This window comes from Gordonia sp. GN26 (assembly GCF_054823965.1).
The window spans coordinates 51,642-66,821 of the sequence record NZ_JSYC01000017.1 but is presented as its reverse complement, the minus strand read 5'-3'; the positions used below and the strand labels follow the sequence as shown (position 1 = coordinate 66,821).

The 15,180-nt window shown below is 65.7% G+C and carries 15 protein-coding genes; 9 read left to right on the top strand and 6 right to left on the bottom strand.

Annotation, left to right across the window (positions count from 1 at the left end; genetic code table 11):
* The first annotated feature begins 36 nt into the window (after window positions 1–36).
* Together OK17_RS06410 and OK17_RS06405 are read left to right on the top strand one after the other, a co-directional pair.
* On the top strand, window positions 37–1,959 hold the full coding sequence (locus OK17_RS06410; RefSeq protein WP_461416974.1) for a cutinase family protein: 1,923 nt from the start codon (window positions 37–39) through the stop codon (window positions 1,957–1,959).
* 89 nt (window positions 1,960–2,048) lie between these two features.
* The gene (locus OK17_RS06405) at window positions 2,049–3,323 is read left to right on the top strand and encodes an MFS transporter (protein WP_461416973.1); all 1,275 of its coding nucleotides are present in this window, start codon (window positions 2,049–2,051) and stop codon (window positions 3,321–3,323) included.
* A 7-nt stretch (window positions 3,324–3,330) separates the two neighbouring features.
* Here OK17_RS06405 and bfr read toward each other — a convergent pair whose 3' ends face one another.
* Together bfr and OK17_RS06395 are read right to left on the bottom strand one after the other, a co-directional pair.
* Entirely contained in the window at window positions 3,331–3,816 is a 486-nt protein-coding gene (bfr, locus tag OK17_RS06400) for a bacterioferritin (protein WP_005195922.1), read from the bottom strand.
* A gap of 107 nt (window positions 3,817–3,923) precedes the next feature.
* On the bottom strand, window positions 3,924–4,106 hold the full coding sequence (locus tag OK17_RS06395) for a (2Fe-2S)-binding protein (RefSeq protein WP_232718078.1): 183 nt from the start codon (window positions 4,104–4,106) through the stop codon (window positions 3,924–3,926).
* Between the two features lie 168 nt (window positions 4,107–4,274).
* On the opposite strand from OK17_RS06395, the gene OK17_RS06390 reads away from it, so the two are divergent.
* The 3 genes from OK17_RS06390 to yhjD are packed head-to-tail and all read left to right on the top strand — an operon-like array spanning window position 4,275 to window position 7,307.
* On the top strand, window positions 4,275–5,111 hold the full coding sequence (locus OK17_RS06390; protein ID WP_461416972.1) for an exodeoxyribonuclease III: 837 nt from the start codon (window positions 4,275–4,277) through the stop codon (window positions 5,109–5,111).
* 48 nt (window positions 5,112–5,159) lie between these two features.
* Entirely contained in the window at window positions 5,160–6,194 is a 1,035-nt protein-coding gene (gene trpS, locus OK17_RS06385; RefSeq protein ID WP_461416971.1) for a tryptophan--tRNA ligase, read from the top strand.
* Window positions 6,195–6,242: 48 nt separating this feature from the next.
* Entirely contained in the window at window positions 6,243–7,307 is a 1,065-nt protein-coding gene (gene yhjD, locus OK17_RS06380) for an inner membrane protein YhjD (protein ID WP_461416970.1), read from the top strand.
* Here the strand turns inward: yhjD and OK17_RS06375 are convergent.
* The 4 genes from OK17_RS06375 to OK17_RS06360 all read right to left on the bottom strand — a co-directional run bounded on the left by OK17_RS06375 (window position 7,267) and on the right by OK17_RS06360 (window position 10,620).
* Window positions 7,267–7,938, bottom strand: coding sequence for a TetR/AcrR family transcriptional regulator (locus OK17_RS06375; protein WP_461416969.1), 672 nt, complete (start codon window positions 7,936–7,938; stop codon window positions 7,267–7,269). The two genes, yhjD and OK17_RS06375, sit on opposite strands and share 41 nt — an antisense overlap.
* A 65-nt stretch (window positions 7,939–8,003) precedes the next feature.
* Entirely contained in the window at window positions 8,004–9,269 is a 1,266-nt protein-coding gene (locus OK17_RS06370; protein ID WP_006865956.1) for a cytochrome P450, read from the bottom strand.
* The gene (locus OK17_RS06365) at window positions 9,266–10,396 is read right to left on the bottom strand and encodes a thiolase family protein (protein WP_461416968.1); all 1,131 of its coding nucleotides are present in this window, start codon (window positions 10,394–10,396) and stop codon (window positions 9,266–9,268) included. The genes OK17_RS06370 and OK17_RS06365 overlap by 4 nt, the downstream gene beginning before the upstream one ends.
* Entirely contained in the window at window positions 10,393–10,620 is a 228-nt protein-coding gene (locus tag OK17_RS06360; protein ID WP_245548583.1) for a Zn-ribbon domain-containing OB-fold protein, read from the bottom strand. Before OK17_RS06360 ends, OK17_RS06365 begins: the two co-directional genes overlap by 4 nt.
* 350 nt (window positions 10,621–10,970) lie before the next feature.
* On the opposite strand from OK17_RS06360, the gene OK17_RS06355 reads away from it, so the two are divergent.
* The 4 genes from OK17_RS06355 to OK17_RS06340 all read left to right on the top strand — a co-directional run bounded on the left by OK17_RS06355 (window position 10,971) and on the right by OK17_RS06340 (window position 15,177).
* Complete coding sequence (locus OK17_RS06355) at window positions 10,971–12,077, top strand: LLM class flavin-dependent oxidoreductase (protein ID WP_006865953.1); 1,107 nt, start codon at window positions 10,971–10,973, stop codon at window positions 12,075–12,077.
* Window positions 12,078–12,128: 51 nt separating this feature from the next.
* Window positions 12,129–13,559: a phenylacetate--CoA ligase family protein gene (locus OK17_RS06350; protein WP_461416967.1), complete on the top strand. Its 1,431-nt coding sequence runs from the start codon at window positions 12,129–12,131 to the stop codon at window positions 13,557–13,559.
* A gap of 73 nt (window positions 13,560–13,632) precedes the next feature.
* Window positions 13,633–14,625, top strand: a complete 993-nt coding sequence (locus OK17_RS06345) for a PDR/VanB family oxidoreductase (RefSeq protein ID WP_461416966.1) — start codon at window positions 13,633–13,635, stop codon at window positions 14,623–14,625.
* A 27-nt stretch (window positions 14,626–14,652) separates the two neighbouring features.
* Window positions 14,653–15,177: a flavin reductase family protein gene (locus tag OK17_RS06340; RefSeq protein ID WP_461416965.1), complete on the top strand. Its 525-nt coding sequence runs from the start codon at window positions 14,653–14,655 to the stop codon at window positions 15,175–15,177.
* The last annotated feature ends 3 nt before the right edge of the window (window positions 15,178–15,180 follow it).

Here is a 15,180-nt window from a genome sequence, read left to right as displayed (position 1 = left end):
CTGAAGCGTGTCCGGGAGTGGTGAGGAGTGGGCCTCGTGAGGGCAATGGAGCATCTCAGGTCGCGTCGGACGTCGTTTCTGATCGCAACCGCGACCGGTGTGGCGGTGGCCGCGTCCTTCGGTTTGGTCGGCGGTGCCCCGGAGGCGAAGGCGGACTCGTGCGGTGCGGGCGCGGTCGTCATCGTGGGCGGGACCAACGATCCGGAGGGCCAGCACCTCGTCGGCGTGAAACAGCGCTACACCGGGCTCGGACCCGACAACAACCTCGATCCGAACTCCCCGTACGCCGGTGAGGGTGCCTACAAGGTCATCTACGCGGACTATCCGACGACTCTGTGGCCCCTGGGTGCGACGGGCTATGACTCGAGCGTCGCGCAGGGGACCGCAGCGACCAAGTCGGCGATCGCCGGCTACCAGTCGCAGTGTCAGGGCAAGCCCGTCGTCGTGGCCGGATACTCGCAGGGCGCCCGCGTCGCCGGCGACGTGCTGTCGCAGATCGGGAACGGCACGGCCGGCGAGGTCGCCGCGATCGACGAGACAGGCGAACCGATTCTCGACGACGAGGGCAACCCGGTCATGGTGACCATCGACCCGGATGTGATCAGCGGCGAGCTGTACTCCGATCCGCGGCGCGCCGGCGACAAGACCGGGCGAGGTATTGAGCTGTCGCTGATCGGTGTGATCCCCGGTCTGACGATGTCGGGCCCGCGCGGCGCCAACGGTGCGGACGCGGGATTCGGAACGGTGTCGGATCGGGTGGTGTCGGTGTGCATCGACGGCGACCCCATCTGCGACCTACCGGACCCGCTGTACGACCCCATCGGTGCGATCGACGGCATCCTCGGATATCAGACGAAGCACTTCCTCTACCCGTGGGCGATGTATCGCGACCCCGCGTCGCAGTGGGATACGCGGCCGGTCTCGTGCAGCGGCACGGGGACCGCGACCGGGACGGTCTGCATGGTCGGGGCGAAGTCGGCGTTCGCGGAGCTGGTCCAGGGCTGGGCGAACGACATCGGGTACACGGGCGAGATCGGCGATTTCCTGTCCGGCCGTCCGACGATCGGCCTGCCGCTCGGCATCACCCTGGCCAATCTGCAGCCCGTCGTCCGGCTGGTCCAGGGCTTCCTGCCCCCGCTGCCGCAACTCGGTTACGGCGCCTACCTGCCCGATCTCTTCGTCTTCGAGGACATCCTGCAGGGCATCGTCAGTCTGTCCCCGGCACGACTCATGCGTGGTGTGACTGCTCTGGCCGACAGCGTGCGAAGCATCGTGCTGTTGCCGGTGAATTTCGTGCGCTACTGGGCGGGCGCGATCGTCGGACCGACGATCACCTCGCAGCCGAACACCCTCGCAGTGCTCGCAGACGACGATGACTCCGCGTCGGTGGCGCTGGCCCGGTTCGTCGCCACCGTCGACGATGATCCCGAGACCACTGCTCCCGAGGTCGAAGCGCCGGACCGCGGTACCGGTTCGCCTGCGGTCACCGAGGTGGCCGGCGGCTCGTCGAACAGCGACTCCTCGACGGGCGGGGACACCTCGGCGCCGGCCGTCGACCACGACAACAGCCCGGCCGGCGGTGGGGACGACACTGACGCGTCGACCGGCGGGACCGATCCGGGCGTCACGCGGTCGGAGACCGACTCGTCGGCCGGGCCGTCGTCGGATGATGGCGCCTCGGGTGCGGGTGGTCCCGACGGCGACACCGGTGATGCCGGCAGCACCGACTCGGGGACCTCGGACTCGGGGACCTCGGACTCGGGTGGTTCGGACTCGAGCGGTTCCGGCAGTGGTTCCGGCTCGGGCTCCGGAGGTTCGGACTCGAACAGTTCCGGCGGCGACAGCGGGACCGGAGGCTCGAAGTCGGGTTCCGGTGGCAGCGGCTCGGATTCCAGTGGCTCCGGCGACACCGGTGGCGGTTCGGACAGCTCCTCCGGTGGTGACTCCGGCTCGGAATAGGCGCTGCGTAACGACTCGTCGTTCGCTGTGTGAACGAACTCACCGACCCCAGGGGAATGCAGGTGGCGGAGGGCCGGTTGGCATGAGGCGTGCCTGAAGCCCCCACGACGACCGCCGGTGCACCGGACGACCTCGCCATCGATGTGCTCGACAACTCGACGTCGGACGTCGAACAGCGCCCCTCCTCGAGGATCTCGAGCCGTGCCCGCAGGCTGACCATCCTGGCGCTCGCCCTCGGCGGTTTCGGGATCGGTACCACCGAGTTCGTCGCGATGGGTCTGCTGCCGAACATCGCCGGTTCACTCGGCGTCTCCGAACCCACCGCCGGTCACGTCATCTCCGCCTACGCCCTCGGTGTGGTGGTCGGCGCTCCGCTGATCGCCGCACTCACGGCACGGATGTCGCGGCGGGTGCTGCTGATCTCCTTGATGGTGGCGTTCACCGTCGGAAACCTCGCCACCGTCCTGGCGCCGTCGTACGGGCTGCTTCTCGTGGCGCGATTCGTCGCCGGTCTCCCGCACGGCGCGTACTTCGGCGTCGCGGCGCTCGTCGCCGCGCACATGGCCGGTCCGCGGAATCGGGCCAAGGCGGTCGGGCAGGTGATGCTCGGTCTGTCGGTCGCGAACGTCGTCGGCGTACCGGCTGCGGCCTGGCTGGGGGAGACGTTCGGTTGGCGCACCGCGTTCGCGATCGTCGTCGTCATCGGCGTCGCGACCGTCGTCTCGCTGATCCGCGTGCTGCCGAGCCTGTCCGGCATGACGATCACCGACCCGCTGACCGAACTCGGCGCGCTCCGGCGATCGCAGGTGTGGTTCACCCTGGTGATCGGTGTCGTCGGCTTCGGCGGGATGTTCGCCTTTTACACGTACCTGAACTCGGCCCTCACCTCGGTGACGGGACTGCCGGTCTCGGTCGTCCCGATCGCCTTGATGCTGTACGGGCTGGGCATGGTGACCGGCAACTTCGTCGGCGGCTGGGCGGCCGACCGCAACGTCTCGACCGCGATCCTCGCCGGGTTGTCCACCAGTGCGGTAACGCTCGCCGCCTTCGCCGTACTCGCCGAGAATGCCTGGGCAGCACTTATACTCACGTATCTCGTCGCGCTGACCGGTACGACCATGATCCCCGCGCTACAGACACGCCTCATGGACGTCGCGGCCGACGCCCAGACGTTGGCCGCCGCCCTCAATCACTCGGCGCTCAACATCGCCAACGCCGCAGGTGCGTTCCTCGGGGGCGTGGTGGTCGGCGCAGGGTGGGGATTCCTGTCACCGGCGGTGATCGGCGCCGTCCTGGCAGTCGCCGGCATCGCGGTCGCGGTCGTCGCGTTCGTGACCGCGCGAACGCGCCCGGTACTCGCTTGAGGGGGCGTCAGCCGTTGGTCGGCGGCGTCGCGATCGTCTTCGACAGGTAGAGCGGTTCGCCGAGCTTGTTGATCAGCTCGAGCTGCGTCTCGAGGTAGTCGATGTGCTCTTCTTCGTCCGCGAGGATCTTCTCGAGGAGGTTCGCGCTGGTGATGTCGCCCTTCTCGCGGCACATCGCGACGCCCGGGCGCAGGCGTTCGACGACCTCGACCTCGATCGCCATGTCCGACTCGAACTGTTCGCGGATGGACTGACCGATGCGCAGCGGCAGCAGGCGCTGGTAGTTGGGCAGCGCATCGAGGAAGAGGATGCGATCGGTGAGAATTTCCGCGTGAGTCATCTCCTCGATGGACTCGGCGCGGGTCTTGGCGGCGATCTCCGTGAGACCCCAGCTCTCCTGCATCTTCGCGTGGAGGAAGTACTGGTTGATCGCGGTCAGCTCACTCGTGAGCTGCTCGTTGAGAAGAGCAATGACCTCGTCGTCGCCACGCATATGACAGCCTCCCGTTAGCCGAACACTTGTAGTGATGAAGCTAACACGGCAAAACGCCCCGCGCGCGTACTCGCGCGAGGTTGTTGCTGGAGTTGTCGGATGTCAGATCATGCAGCGCTTGTCGCGGTGGCCAGCCTTTCACTCAGGATGCTGTCGAGCTTCTCCAGACAGGTTCCGCAGCCCTCGCCCGCGCCGCAGCGGTCGCTGATGTCGTCGACGGTGTAAGCACCGGCATCGCAGTGCTCATGAACCTCGTCGACGGTGACCGCGCGGCAAATACAAACGAACATCTCGGGACCTAACCTCGTGCTGGATTAGGTAATGCTTACATACCTCTTCCGGGGTGCGCAAGGGTTGCCTTACCTCTTTTTCGTCTCATTCCGAGACGTTGTGTAGCCGTCTTCGAAGCAGTGCAGCGGGCGTCGGCGTGTCGGACCGCATCCGTAGGATGTGGCCCCGTGCCACTCTCCATCTCCACGGTCAACGTCAACGGAATCCGCGCGGCGGTCAAGCATCGTTCCGAGACCAACCGCGGCTTTCTGCCCTGGTTGGAGGACTCGTCGCTGGACGTCGTACTGCTGCAGGAGGTGCGGGCGAGCGAGAGTCTCGCCCGCGACGCCCTGGCGCCTGCGCTCGACGCCGGCTGGCATCTCACGATGAGCGAGTCGTCGGTCAAGGGGCACGCCGGTGTCGGCGTGCTGACCCGCACCGAGCCGGCCGCGGTCCGGTTCGGCTTCGGGAGTGCGGAATTCGACGACCTCGGCCGCTACCTCGAGGTTGACCTCGACTCCGACCTCGGGCCGGTGACCGCGGCCAGTCTGTACCTGCCGAAGGGCGCGGCGCGCACCGACGCCGAGAAGGACATCGCCAAGTACGAGGAGAAGGTGCGGTTCCTCGACGAGTTCGGCGCCCACCTCGGCCGGCTCGTCCGCAGCGGAAGCCACGTCGTCGTCGGTGGCGACTGGAACATCGCCCACGCCGAGGCGGACATCAAGAACTGGAAGGGCAACCTGAAGAGCCCGGGCTTCCTGCCGCATGAGCGCGCGTGGGTGGGTGGCCTCTTGGAAGCCGGCTGGCACGACGTCACCCGCGAGCTGTATCCCGGCGAGAGCGGCCCGTACTCGTGGTGGTCGTGGCGCGGCAAGGCCTTCGACAACGACTCCGGCTGGCGGATCGACTACCAGCTCACCAACCGCTCCCTCGCCGAACGTGCGGTGAAGGCGACGGTCGATAGGGCGGCTGCATACGACCTGCGCTGGTCCGATCACGCGCCGGTAGCCGTCGTCTACGAGTGAGGCGGGCACCGGCGGAAAAGGGCTTTGCGGGTCTGCGAAAATGGACCAATGAGTTCTGACGTACCCGCATCCGGCGCCGCCCGCCCCCGCGTGCTGTCGGGAATCCAGCCCACCAGCGATTCCTTCCACCTCGGCAACTATCTGGGTGCGGTTCGACAGTGGGTGGCCCTGCAGGACGATTTCGAGGCGTTCTACTTCATCCCGGACATGCATGCCATCACGGCGTCGTTCGATCCGAAGACCCTCGCCGATCGCACGCGGCTGTCGGTCGCGCAGTTGTTGGCCGTCGGCGTCGATCCCGAGCGCTCCACGATCTATGTCCAGTCGCACATCCCGGAGATCGCCGAGCTGACCTGGGTGCTGTCGTGCATCACCGGTTTCGGTGAGGCGAGCCGGATGACGCAGTTCAAGGACAAGTCGGCCAAGCAGGGCGTAGACGCCGCCGGCGTCGGCCTGTTCACCTATCCGATCCTGATGGCCGCGGACATCCTCGCGTTCCAGGTGGATCAGGTGCCGGTGGGTGAGGACCAGCGTCAGCACCTCGAACTCACCCGCGATCTCGCGCAGCGGTTCAACTCGCGGTTCGGCAAGGTCCTCAAGGTTCCCCAGGCGTACATCGTCAAGGAGTTCGCCAAGATCTACGACCTGCAGAACCCGACCGCGAAGATGAGCAAGTCCGCCGAGACCGACAAGGGTCTCATCAATCTGCTCGACGAGCCGAAGAAGTCCGCCAAGAAGATCCGTTCGGCGGTGACCGACACCGAGACCGAGATCCGCTTCGACCCGGAGAACAAGCCCGGTGTCAGTAACCTGCTGACCATCCAGTCGGCGTTGAGCGGTACCCCGGTGGACGTCCTCGTCGACAAGTACCAGGGCAAGGGATACGGCGACCTGAAGGTCGAGACCGCCGACATCCTCGCCGAGTTCGTCACCCCGCTGCGCGGTCGCGTCACCGAGTACATGGACGATCCCGCGCAGCTCGACGTGATCCTCGCGCGGGGCGCGGAGCGCGCCCGGTCGGTGGCCTCGGCGACCCTCGAGTCGGTCTATGGCAAGGTGGGTTTCCTGTCACCGAGGCGCTGACACGGTCCTGAGTCCGGCGCCCTCGGCAACCCGACGAGGAGGCGTGCGGTGAGTTCGGTGGTCGATTCGGGGAAGTCGCTTGCAACGCGGGCGAAGTCGATCTACGAGGACCGGCGCGAACGCTGGCCGTGGCTTGACCATCTACTCCGAACCGTCGATCGCTACAACGACCGTCGCGGCAATCTGTATGCCGCGAGCATCAGCTTCAACGGCATCCTCGCGCTCGTCCCGATCATCATGGTCGCGTTCGCGGTCGCCGGCTTCGTGCTGGCCCGGCAGCCGGAGATGTTGCAGACCATCCAGGACGCAGTCGTGGAGAAGATGCCGGGGCAGCTGGGCGACCAGGTCTCCGACATCATCACCTCGGCCATCGATTCCCGCACCACGGTCGGTGTGGTCGGTCTTCTCGGTGCGGCGTTCACCGGCATCGGCTGGATCTCCGGCGTCCGCGCCGGCATGACCGAGATGTGGGGAGGCCGCGTTCAACGCAACGCGGTCATGTCGAAGGTGTGGGACCTCGTGACTTTCGCCGGCCTCGGCGTGGCCTTCGCCGTGACAATGGCGATCACCGCGCTGGGCAACTCGGGTCTCACGCAGACGGTCCTGGGGTGGGTGGCTCTCGATGACGCGTCGTGGGCGCCGATCCTCGTCCGCGCGGTGTCGATCGCCGTGTCGATCCTCGCCACCTGGGCGTTGTTCACCTTCATCATGGCCCGACTCCCGTTGGTGCAGTTGCCCTTCCGCAACACCCTCAAGGCCGGTCTGATCACCGCGGTCGCATTCGAGATCGTCAAGACGGTCGGCGGCCTCTACCTCCAGTCGGTGCTGAGCAGCCCGGCGGGCGTGGCGTTCGGTCCGATCCTCGGCGTCATGGTGTTCGCCTACCTCGCATCGCGCATCGTGCTCTACGCAGCCGCCTGGTGCGCAACCGACCCGGCGAACGCCGAGTTCCAGGTCGAGGAGGACCCGGACGCGGAACTGCATCGGCCCGTGGTCATCTCACCGACCGTCGAGGTCAGTCCGACGCCGCGGCCCGCGGCACTCGCAGCCGCCGCGGGCGTTGGTGCGGGGATCAGCGTGCTGATCGGATGGTTGTCGAGTCGAGCGCGCTGAGCGGTGCCCCGGCATCGTGAGTGCCGGCCAGGATTCGGGCAAGACTGCCGCCGGACGTGAGTCCACCCAGCGCCATCGCGAACAGATCGTCGGCAAGGCGACGGTTCGCCTCGTCGCTCTGGGGTGTGAACCAGTGCTGCATCCAATTGAGGATGCCGACCAGCGACAAGGCGGCGATTCGCGGGCTCACCGGGGGATTGAACTCACCACGCCTGACTCCGTCGTCGATCAGATCTTCCAGGATGCCCATATATCTCGCATCCATCTCGGTGAACTTCCCGAACTTGTCGGACAGGTCGGTGCGTCCGATGTTGCGTAGGTACACGAACGCCGCGGGGTAGTGGTCGCTGAACACGCGTACTTGAATCCGGAAGAGCGTGCGTAGCCGTATGGTTGCCGACTGCTGGTCGTCGTTGCGTAGCTGTTCGAGGTCTGCGAGCAGTACTTCCGCCGGACGTTCCACGACCGCGAGCAGCAACTCTTCTTTGTTTTGCACGTAGTTGTAGATGCTGCCCTTGAGGATTCCCACACGCGCGGCGATGCCCTCGAGGGTTGCGCTGTCGTATCCGCGGCTCCGGAACTCCTCGGCCGCCGCCTCGACGACGTCTGTCCAACGACTCGGACGAGCCATCGTTCCTCCTGTTCCGAATCGGGCGGGGCCGCTTCGTTGTTCGGCGACCGAGCGGCAACCGATGGTTAGTGGGTCGAATCCGATCGTAGGTCGTAGCGGACGGGGCACCGCGTCATCCCGCGTGTCAGGAGAGTCGGCGCCCACGAGACCGGGTCGTCGGGATCGAGCGCCAGGCCACTGAGCCGACTGATGGCGGCCGGTACCGCGATCGAGGTCTCCAGCCTGGCCAGAGGCGCGCCCAGACAATAGTGCAGCCCGGCGCTGAAGCCGAGTTGACGGCCGGCGCGCCGCGAGGCCTGGAAGATGTCCGGGTTCTCGAACGCAGACGGGTCGCGGTTGGCACTGGACAGGAAGAGGAAGACCCGCTCGCCGGCACGCATCTGTTTGCCGCCCCACACCATGTCCTCGGTCACGAGTCGGACCACGCTTTTGGCCGGCCCGTCATACCGGAGGAGCTCGTCGACGAGCCCGTTGACCTGAGCCAGATCGGAGGGATCGACGGCGCGATGCTCTTCCGGATGGTCCAAGAGGGCCAGAATTCCGTTCCCGATGAGGTTCGTGGTGGTCTCGTGGCCGGCAAACAACAGCAGGACACCGGTGGCGATCACCTCGTCGTGGCTGAGCGAGTCGTCGTTCTCCCTGGCAGAGATCAGCATCGAGATCAGATCGTCGGACGGCGACTTCTCGTGGTCGGCGACCAGTTCAGCGAGGTAGGTGGTGAGTTCCTTCATCCCGCGTGCACCGCGCCGGTGGCGCTCGTCGTCGCCGAGACTTCCGAATACGAGCCCACTGATCTGGTCCGACCAGTCTTTGAAACGGTCACGATCCTCGCGGGGAACGCCCAGCATTTCAGCGATCACCGAGGATGTGAGCGGATAGGCGTAGTCGCCGATGAGGTCGATTCGGCTGTCGCCGCGCTCAATCGCCCGGTCGAGCAATTCAGTGGCGATCGTTTCGATTGCCGGCCGCATCCTCGATACAGAGCGCGGAGTGAACGCGCGGCTGAGAAGTCGGCGTAGTCGTGTGTGGTCCGGCGGATCCTTGAACACCATCCAGTCGTCGAGGACACCGAAAGCTTCGCGCAACAACGGGTCGGTTCCAGGCCTACTCAGAACGTTCTCGCGGTAGGGAGTGATGCGGTTCGAGGTGAAACGCGGGTCCTTGAGCGCAGCGGTTACGTCGTCGAAGGAGGTGATGAACCAGGACTTGTACCGAGCGTTCCAGTGAACGGGGTCCTGCGCACGCAGCATCGCGAAGATCGGGTACGGGTCGGCCAGCGCGGTTGGATCGAGCAGGTCGACGTTCGCGACCTCGGTTCCCGACGTGGTCATGAAGCCTCCAGAATCGTCATGGCACAGGCATTTCCGTCCAGAACGGAGACACCTCCACCCATCGTTTCGACCAGGCCGAGTCGTGCCGACTCGACCTGTCTGCTGCCGGCCTGTCCGCGGAGCTGCCACGTGACCTCCGCGACCTGCGCCAATCCGGTTGCGCCCAGAGGGTGTCCGCGTGACAGCAGTCCGCCGGAGGGATTGACCGGCATGTCGCCGCCGAGTGCTGTCCTCCCGGTCGCAGCCGCCGCACCGCCCTCGCCAGGGGCGGCAATTCCCAGGGCCTCGGTCGTCACGATCTCGCCGATGGTGAACGCATCGTGAACTTCGAAGACATCGATGTCGTCAATGGAACCGATTGCGGCGGCATCGAGTACATCCACGGTGGCGTCCCGGACGATGTCGTGGCCCCACACATTGGGCGAGGTCTGGTCCCATACACGCCCGCTTCGCATCGTCGTCGCGCGCACGGTCACCTCTCCGGCGGCGCCCGTGGCCGGCGCCAGAATCGCGGCGGCGGCGCCGTCGCTGGTCGGGCAGCACTGCAGGAGCGTGAGCGGTTCGGCGATCATGCGTGACGCAAGCACCTCCTCGACGGTGAGGCGTTCGCGGAACGGCGCTCGCGGATTGCCTTGCGCGTGATTGCGGTTCTTGACCGAGACCGCAGCCAGTTGTTCCGGCGTCACAGCCCCGTCGTGGAGGTATCGAGCGGCACTCATCCCGTAGAGCGCGGGCAGGGCGAGCCCGCTGAGGCCTTCGGGATCGGTCGTCTCGGGCACGATGGGGCCGGAAAAGGCGGTACTCATCTGCTCGACACCGAGGGCGAGTACACGTCCGTATCGACCGGTGCGAATTGCCTCGTGGGCCTCGATGAAGGCCGTTGTTCCGCTCGCGCAGGCATTTTCGACGGTGATGATCGGGACCTCGGTGATGCCGAGGCTGCGTAGGACCCGCTGGGCGACGCCGGGCGCTCCGAACACCGTTCCGACCCACACCGCGTCGACGGCATCGGAGCCGGCCTCGTCGAATGCTCCGGCGATGGCCTCGTCGGCGAGGGCCGAGAGGTCACGTCCCGGTTGCCGTCCGAACCGGGACATGCCCACGCCGTGTACCGCGACCCGGTTCATCGGCGCACCTCCTCGACGTGCGGATCTCCGCTGGACGTGAGGCCGACCAGGCGGACCCGGGCGCCGACGTCGACGGTCTCTCCGCTCGCTTGGGCCAGTACTCGAGGCCCGTTGTCGAGGTCGACGTAGGCCACCGTGTACGGCGGAACGTGATCGCCCACCGCGATGTGGATGGTGGTCCGGCTCCACACCACGCCGATGCCGACGAAATCCTCTGGGTGCACCTCGCCCGCGCAACCAGGGCAGCGCGGCCACTGGTAGGCGATCGCTCTCGCGCAGCGCGTGCACCGCGAACCGGAAACAGTCCAGGTGCCGTCGTCGCCGTGCTTCACGACCGGCCGCGGATCCACGCCTACACGGGTTTGCTCGCTTGTGTTCACGGTCACAAGATAAACAGACTTGGGGTTGGTTATCAATCGCAAGGTCGGTCGGGGTGTCCTCGAAATCTGTTGCGAAAAGCCGATTTCTTAGACCACCCTTGACACGCTGCAGTGAGTCAGATCACTATTGGGTCGGCAATAAACCAATATGTGTCTGGTCAACGACCGGGCTCAGCCATACAGGGAGGTCACACATGAGGTTTGGTCTGTTCGCGATGCCGGAACACCCGCCGATCGAGAACTGGTCGTTGTCCTACGACCGGGACATCGAAGAGATCGTTCTGGCGGAGAAGCTGGGTTTCAGCGAGTTCTGGATCGGCGAACACCACACCGGTGGCTACGAGAACGTCCCGATGCCGGAACTGCTGCTCGCGAAGGCCTCGGCCCTCACGAGCAGGATCCGACTCGGCACCGGCGTGGTCAACCTCCCGTACCAGGACCCGTTCCAGGTTGCCGAGCGTTTGGCATTCCTCGACCACCTCACCCACGGCCGGTTGGAGTACGGTTTCGGCGGCGGAGGGCTGCCCACGGACCAGGCCCTGTTCCAGCTCGAACGGTCCGAGGCCGCTCCCCGTACCACCGAGGCGCTAGAGATCATCTGGGAGCTCCTCACCTCCGACGAGCCCGTCAATTATGAAGGCGTGTACTGGAAGTACGAGAACCGTCAGCTGCAGGTCGGCCCCTACCAGGAGGTTCCGCCCTTCGCGATCGCCGGCCTGACCGGAACGCACAACTACGCCCGGTGCGGCGCCAAGGGGTGGAAGGCGCTCAGCGTGTACTTCGCTCCGGGGGACAACAACGGGTATCCGAACGCCCCTGACCTGGCGGCACATGCTGCGGCGCTGACCTCGGCGGCAGAGGAGAACGGTCTCGACCCCGAGGTCGCGCGCCAGAACTGGCGGATCACCCGCGAGGTCTACGTGTCTGACAGTAAGGACCAGGCGATGAAGGAGATCCGGGCAGGCGTGCATCGGTCCTACGAGTACCTGTTGGGTCTCGGTCTCGGTGCGCTGATGAAGAAGGGGGAGGGCATGGACGACGCCGAACTCACCTTCGAGTGGATGGTCGAGGAGATCCCGTGGATCATCGGGAGCCCCGAGGACTGCACCCGTCAGATCCGCGAACTGGAAGAGGTCACCGGTGGATTCGGAACGTTCCTGATCAACAGCCGTGACTGGGTGACAACGGACAAGTGGAATCGCTCTCTCGAGCTCTTCGCGCGCTACGTCACGCCGCAATTTACCCCGCGCGAGAACATGGCTCGACGAAACAAGCTCGCGCGTGTCGCGTTGGGGGTTTGATCCGGCCACCGACCCCCTGAATCCATCTCCGTGAGCCAAGGACAGACATCGATGCCCCCTTCACAAGCGCTTGCCGCTACCGCCGCCGACGCTGACTCAGCCTCCCATTACGCGACTCGCCGATACTGGGACGAGGCCCGCGAAACACTCGACCCCGAGGACCGGGATCGTCGGATTCTCGAGCGGATCCAGCTCCAGCTGCGCTATGTGTACGACGAGCTGCCGTTCTATCGGCGCCATTACGACAAGCATGGGTTTCGGCCCGAAGACGTGACGTCGCTTGCGGACTTCACGGCAAAGGTTCCGATCATCACCAAGAAGATGCTTGTCGCAGATCAGCAGGAGCATCCACCGTTCGGCTCGTACACAAAGGATTTCGGCGCCGGTGGTATTGCGCGCGTCCATGGGTCATCGGGCACGTCGGGGACCCCGACGATGTATGCGGTGTCCCGCGGTGACTGGGACCGGGCCGCCGATGTACACGCCATGGCGCAGTGGTGTGCAGGTGTGCGCCCCGACGACATCGTCCAAATCGGTTTCCCGTTCGGACTGTTCTTCGGTGGCTGGGGTGTCCTACAGGGCGTGGAACGCATCGGCGCCACGGTCTTCCCCCTGGGGGTCACCGATTCCGAGAAACACATCGAGATGATCCGCACTCTCGGCTCGACGGTGTTCAGTGCGACCCCGTCGTACTGCATTCACCTGCTGTCCGTGGCGGAGCGGATGGGGATCGACCTGCGGGCCAGTTCGGTACGGCACGTGCTGGTCGGCGGCGAACCCGGTGGGAGCCTGCCCGGCACGCGACGGATCATTGAAGAGGGCTGGGGCGCAACGGTTGCCGATGCCGGTTCGACCTCGGAGATGTATCCGTTCCAGACCAGCGTCGGATGCGAGGCGGGTACCGGCACGCACCTGATCACCGATGAGGTCTACACCGAGGTCGTCGATCGGGACGACCACAATCTGGCGATCCCTGTCGGCGAACGTGGCGCCGTGATCTACACGCACCTATGGCGAGAATCCCAACCGATGATCCGATTCGCGCCCGGCGACGAGACGTACCTCGACGACACCCCGTGCGTGTGCGGCCGAACCTACCCGCGCATGCCCGAGGGTGTGCTCGGACGTCTCGACGACATGCTCGTCATCCGGGGTGCCAACATCTACCCGAGCGCCGTCGAGACCGCGTTGCGTGACATCCCTGAACTCGGACCCGAATTCCGGATTCATGTCCACACCGAAGGTGCACTCGACGAGATCGCAGTTCACGCCGAGGTCTCGGCCGGTACACACGAGGCCTGGCAGGCAATGGATGACGACCGACGTACCGAAGCCCAGGGCGGGCTCGTCGGCCGCGCCGAGGCTGTGTTGAAGCAACGGTTGGGAATCCGGATCCCGTTCGAGGTGCTGACGCCGGGCACTCTGGAACCGACCACCTTCAAGGCACGCCGCGTCATCGACGCCCGCGGCACGCGTCGATGACCGTGGACGGTTTCGGAGCCGGCCACGCCTCGAAAGTGCGGGTATGCCTTCGGATTCGGTCGGGTGACTTCGAATGACTCAATCTTCCGCAGTCAAAGACCCGGCCGCCGGCACGCCAGACGATGTCGAGTGGATCGACGTGAAGGTCCATAGCGTCTGCTTCGAGGGCGTCAACGTGGTGAGTCTGAGACTGGAAGCGGATGACGGAACTGCACTACCGCACTTCTCGCCGGGCGCCCACATCGACCTCGACCTCGGCAACGACCTGGTTCGGCAGTATTCGCTGTGCGGGTCACCCCTCGAGCCGACATGGCGTATCGCGGTTCTGCGGGAACGTCAAAGTCGCGGCGGCTCCGAACGTGCTCATCGACTCTCCTGCGGCGACCGCGTCCGCGTCCGCGGACCGCGCAACCACTTCCCGCTCGAGGACGCTGCCGAGTACCTGTTCATAGCGGGTGGGATCGGGGTGACGCCCATCCTGCCGATGCTCCGCGAGGCCGAGACGCGGGGTGTCCCGTGGTCGCTGCACTACGGCGGTCGTACCCGCGGTTCGATGGCCTTTGCCGATGAGATTGCCGGCTACGGCGACAAAGTGCACCTTTACCCGCAGGACGAGGTCGGCCTGTTGAACCTGACGTGGATCCTCGGTGAACCACGAGAAGGTGTCGGCGTGTACTGCTGCGGACCCGAGGGGCTGCTGACGGCCATCGAATCGGAGACGGAGTCGTGGCCGCACGGAGCCGTCCATACGGAACGCTTCAGCCCGGCCGAGCCGGTGGGGCCCCGCGTCGGTGATACGCCCTTTGAGGTCGAGTGCCAGATGTCCGGGGTAACAGTGACTGTCGCGGATGATGAAACGATCCTCGAAGCCGTCGAGAGAGTCGGCGGGGTTATCGTCTCCTCCTCCTGTCGCGAGGGGACTTGCGGCACGTGCGAGGCCACTGTGCTCGACGGCGTACCCGAGCACCGTGATTCCGTACTCACCGACGACGAACGGGAAGCCGGCGACGTGATCATGACCTGTGTGTCCCGGTCCTGCACGTCTCGACTGGTGCTCGATCTGTGAGAAGCACTACGAGAGAGAAGTCATGCGATGAGAGAACAGACCGATCTCGTCCCGAGCCGTCTCCGAGAAGCGTTCGGTGCCTTCCCGTCCGGCGTCGTGGCGTTGTGCGCCATGCGAGACGGGCGCCCGGTGGGAATGGCGGCGAGCACATTCACAGCAGTGTCGCTCGACCCGCCGTTGGTGTCGGTCTGCGTCCAACGATCGTCGCAGACGTGGCCGGACCTCCGTGCGGCAGCGCGACTCGGGGTCACGATTCTCGCCGAACAGCACGGTGAGGTCTGCCTGAGGCTATCGACGAAACACGGAGACCGCTTCGCCGGCGTCGATTGGGATTCGCTCGACGACGGGAGCATCGTCCTGCGGGACGCGAGCGGATGGCTGACGACGTCGGTGTACGCCGAGCTCGATGCGGGTGATCACCTCGTCATACTGCTGCGTGTACATACCCTCGACACCGATCCGGCCACTTCTCCATTGGTCTTCCACCGCAGTGGGTTCCACCGATTGGCACCCGCGTCGGATGGGGTCGTGTCGGAGTCGGCCGGCGGTTGAGCG

Excerpts from the sequence above, each read along its gene's own strand:
- OK17_RS06365 (WP_461416968.1), bottom strand. The coding sequence starts at position 10,396 with ATGAACCGGGTCGCGGTACACGGCGTGGGCATGTCCCGGTTCGGACGG.
- OK17_RS06345 (WP_461416966.1), top strand. The coding sequence starts at position 13,633 with ATGACTCAATCTTCCGCAGTCAAAGACCCGGCCGCCGGCACGCCAGAC.
- OK17_RS06355 (WP_006865953.1), top strand. The coding sequence starts at position 10,971 with ATGAGGTTTGGTCTGTTCGCGATGCCGGAACACCCGCCGATCGAGAAC.
- OK17_RS06370 (WP_006865956.1), bottom strand. The coding sequence starts at position 9,269 with ATGACCACGTCGGGAACCGAGGTCGCGAACGTCGACCTGCTCGATCCA.
- bfr (WP_005195922.1), bottom strand. The coding sequence starts at position 3,816 with ATGCGTGGCGACGACGAGGTCATTGCTCTTCTCAACGAGCAGCTCACG.
- trpS (WP_461416971.1), top strand. The coding sequence starts at position 5,160 with ATGAGTTCTGACGTACCCGCATCCGGCGCCGCCCGCCCCCGCGTGCTG.
- OK17_RS06375 (WP_461416969.1), bottom strand. The coding sequence starts at position 7,938 with ATGGCTCGTCCGAGTCGTTGGACAGACGTCGTCGAGGCGGCGGCCGAG.
- OK17_RS06395 (WP_232718078.1), bottom strand. The coding sequence starts at position 4,106 with ATGTTCGTTTGTATTTGCCGCGCGGTCACCGTCGACGAGGTTCATGAG.
- OK17_RS06350 (WP_461416967.1), top strand. The coding sequence starts at position 12,129 with ATGCCCCCTTCACAAGCGCTTGCCGCTACCGCCGCCGACGCTGACTCA.
- OK17_RS06340 (WP_461416965.1), top strand. The coding sequence starts at position 14,653 with ATGAGAGAACAGACCGATCTCGTCCCGAGCCGTCTCCGAGAAGCGTTC.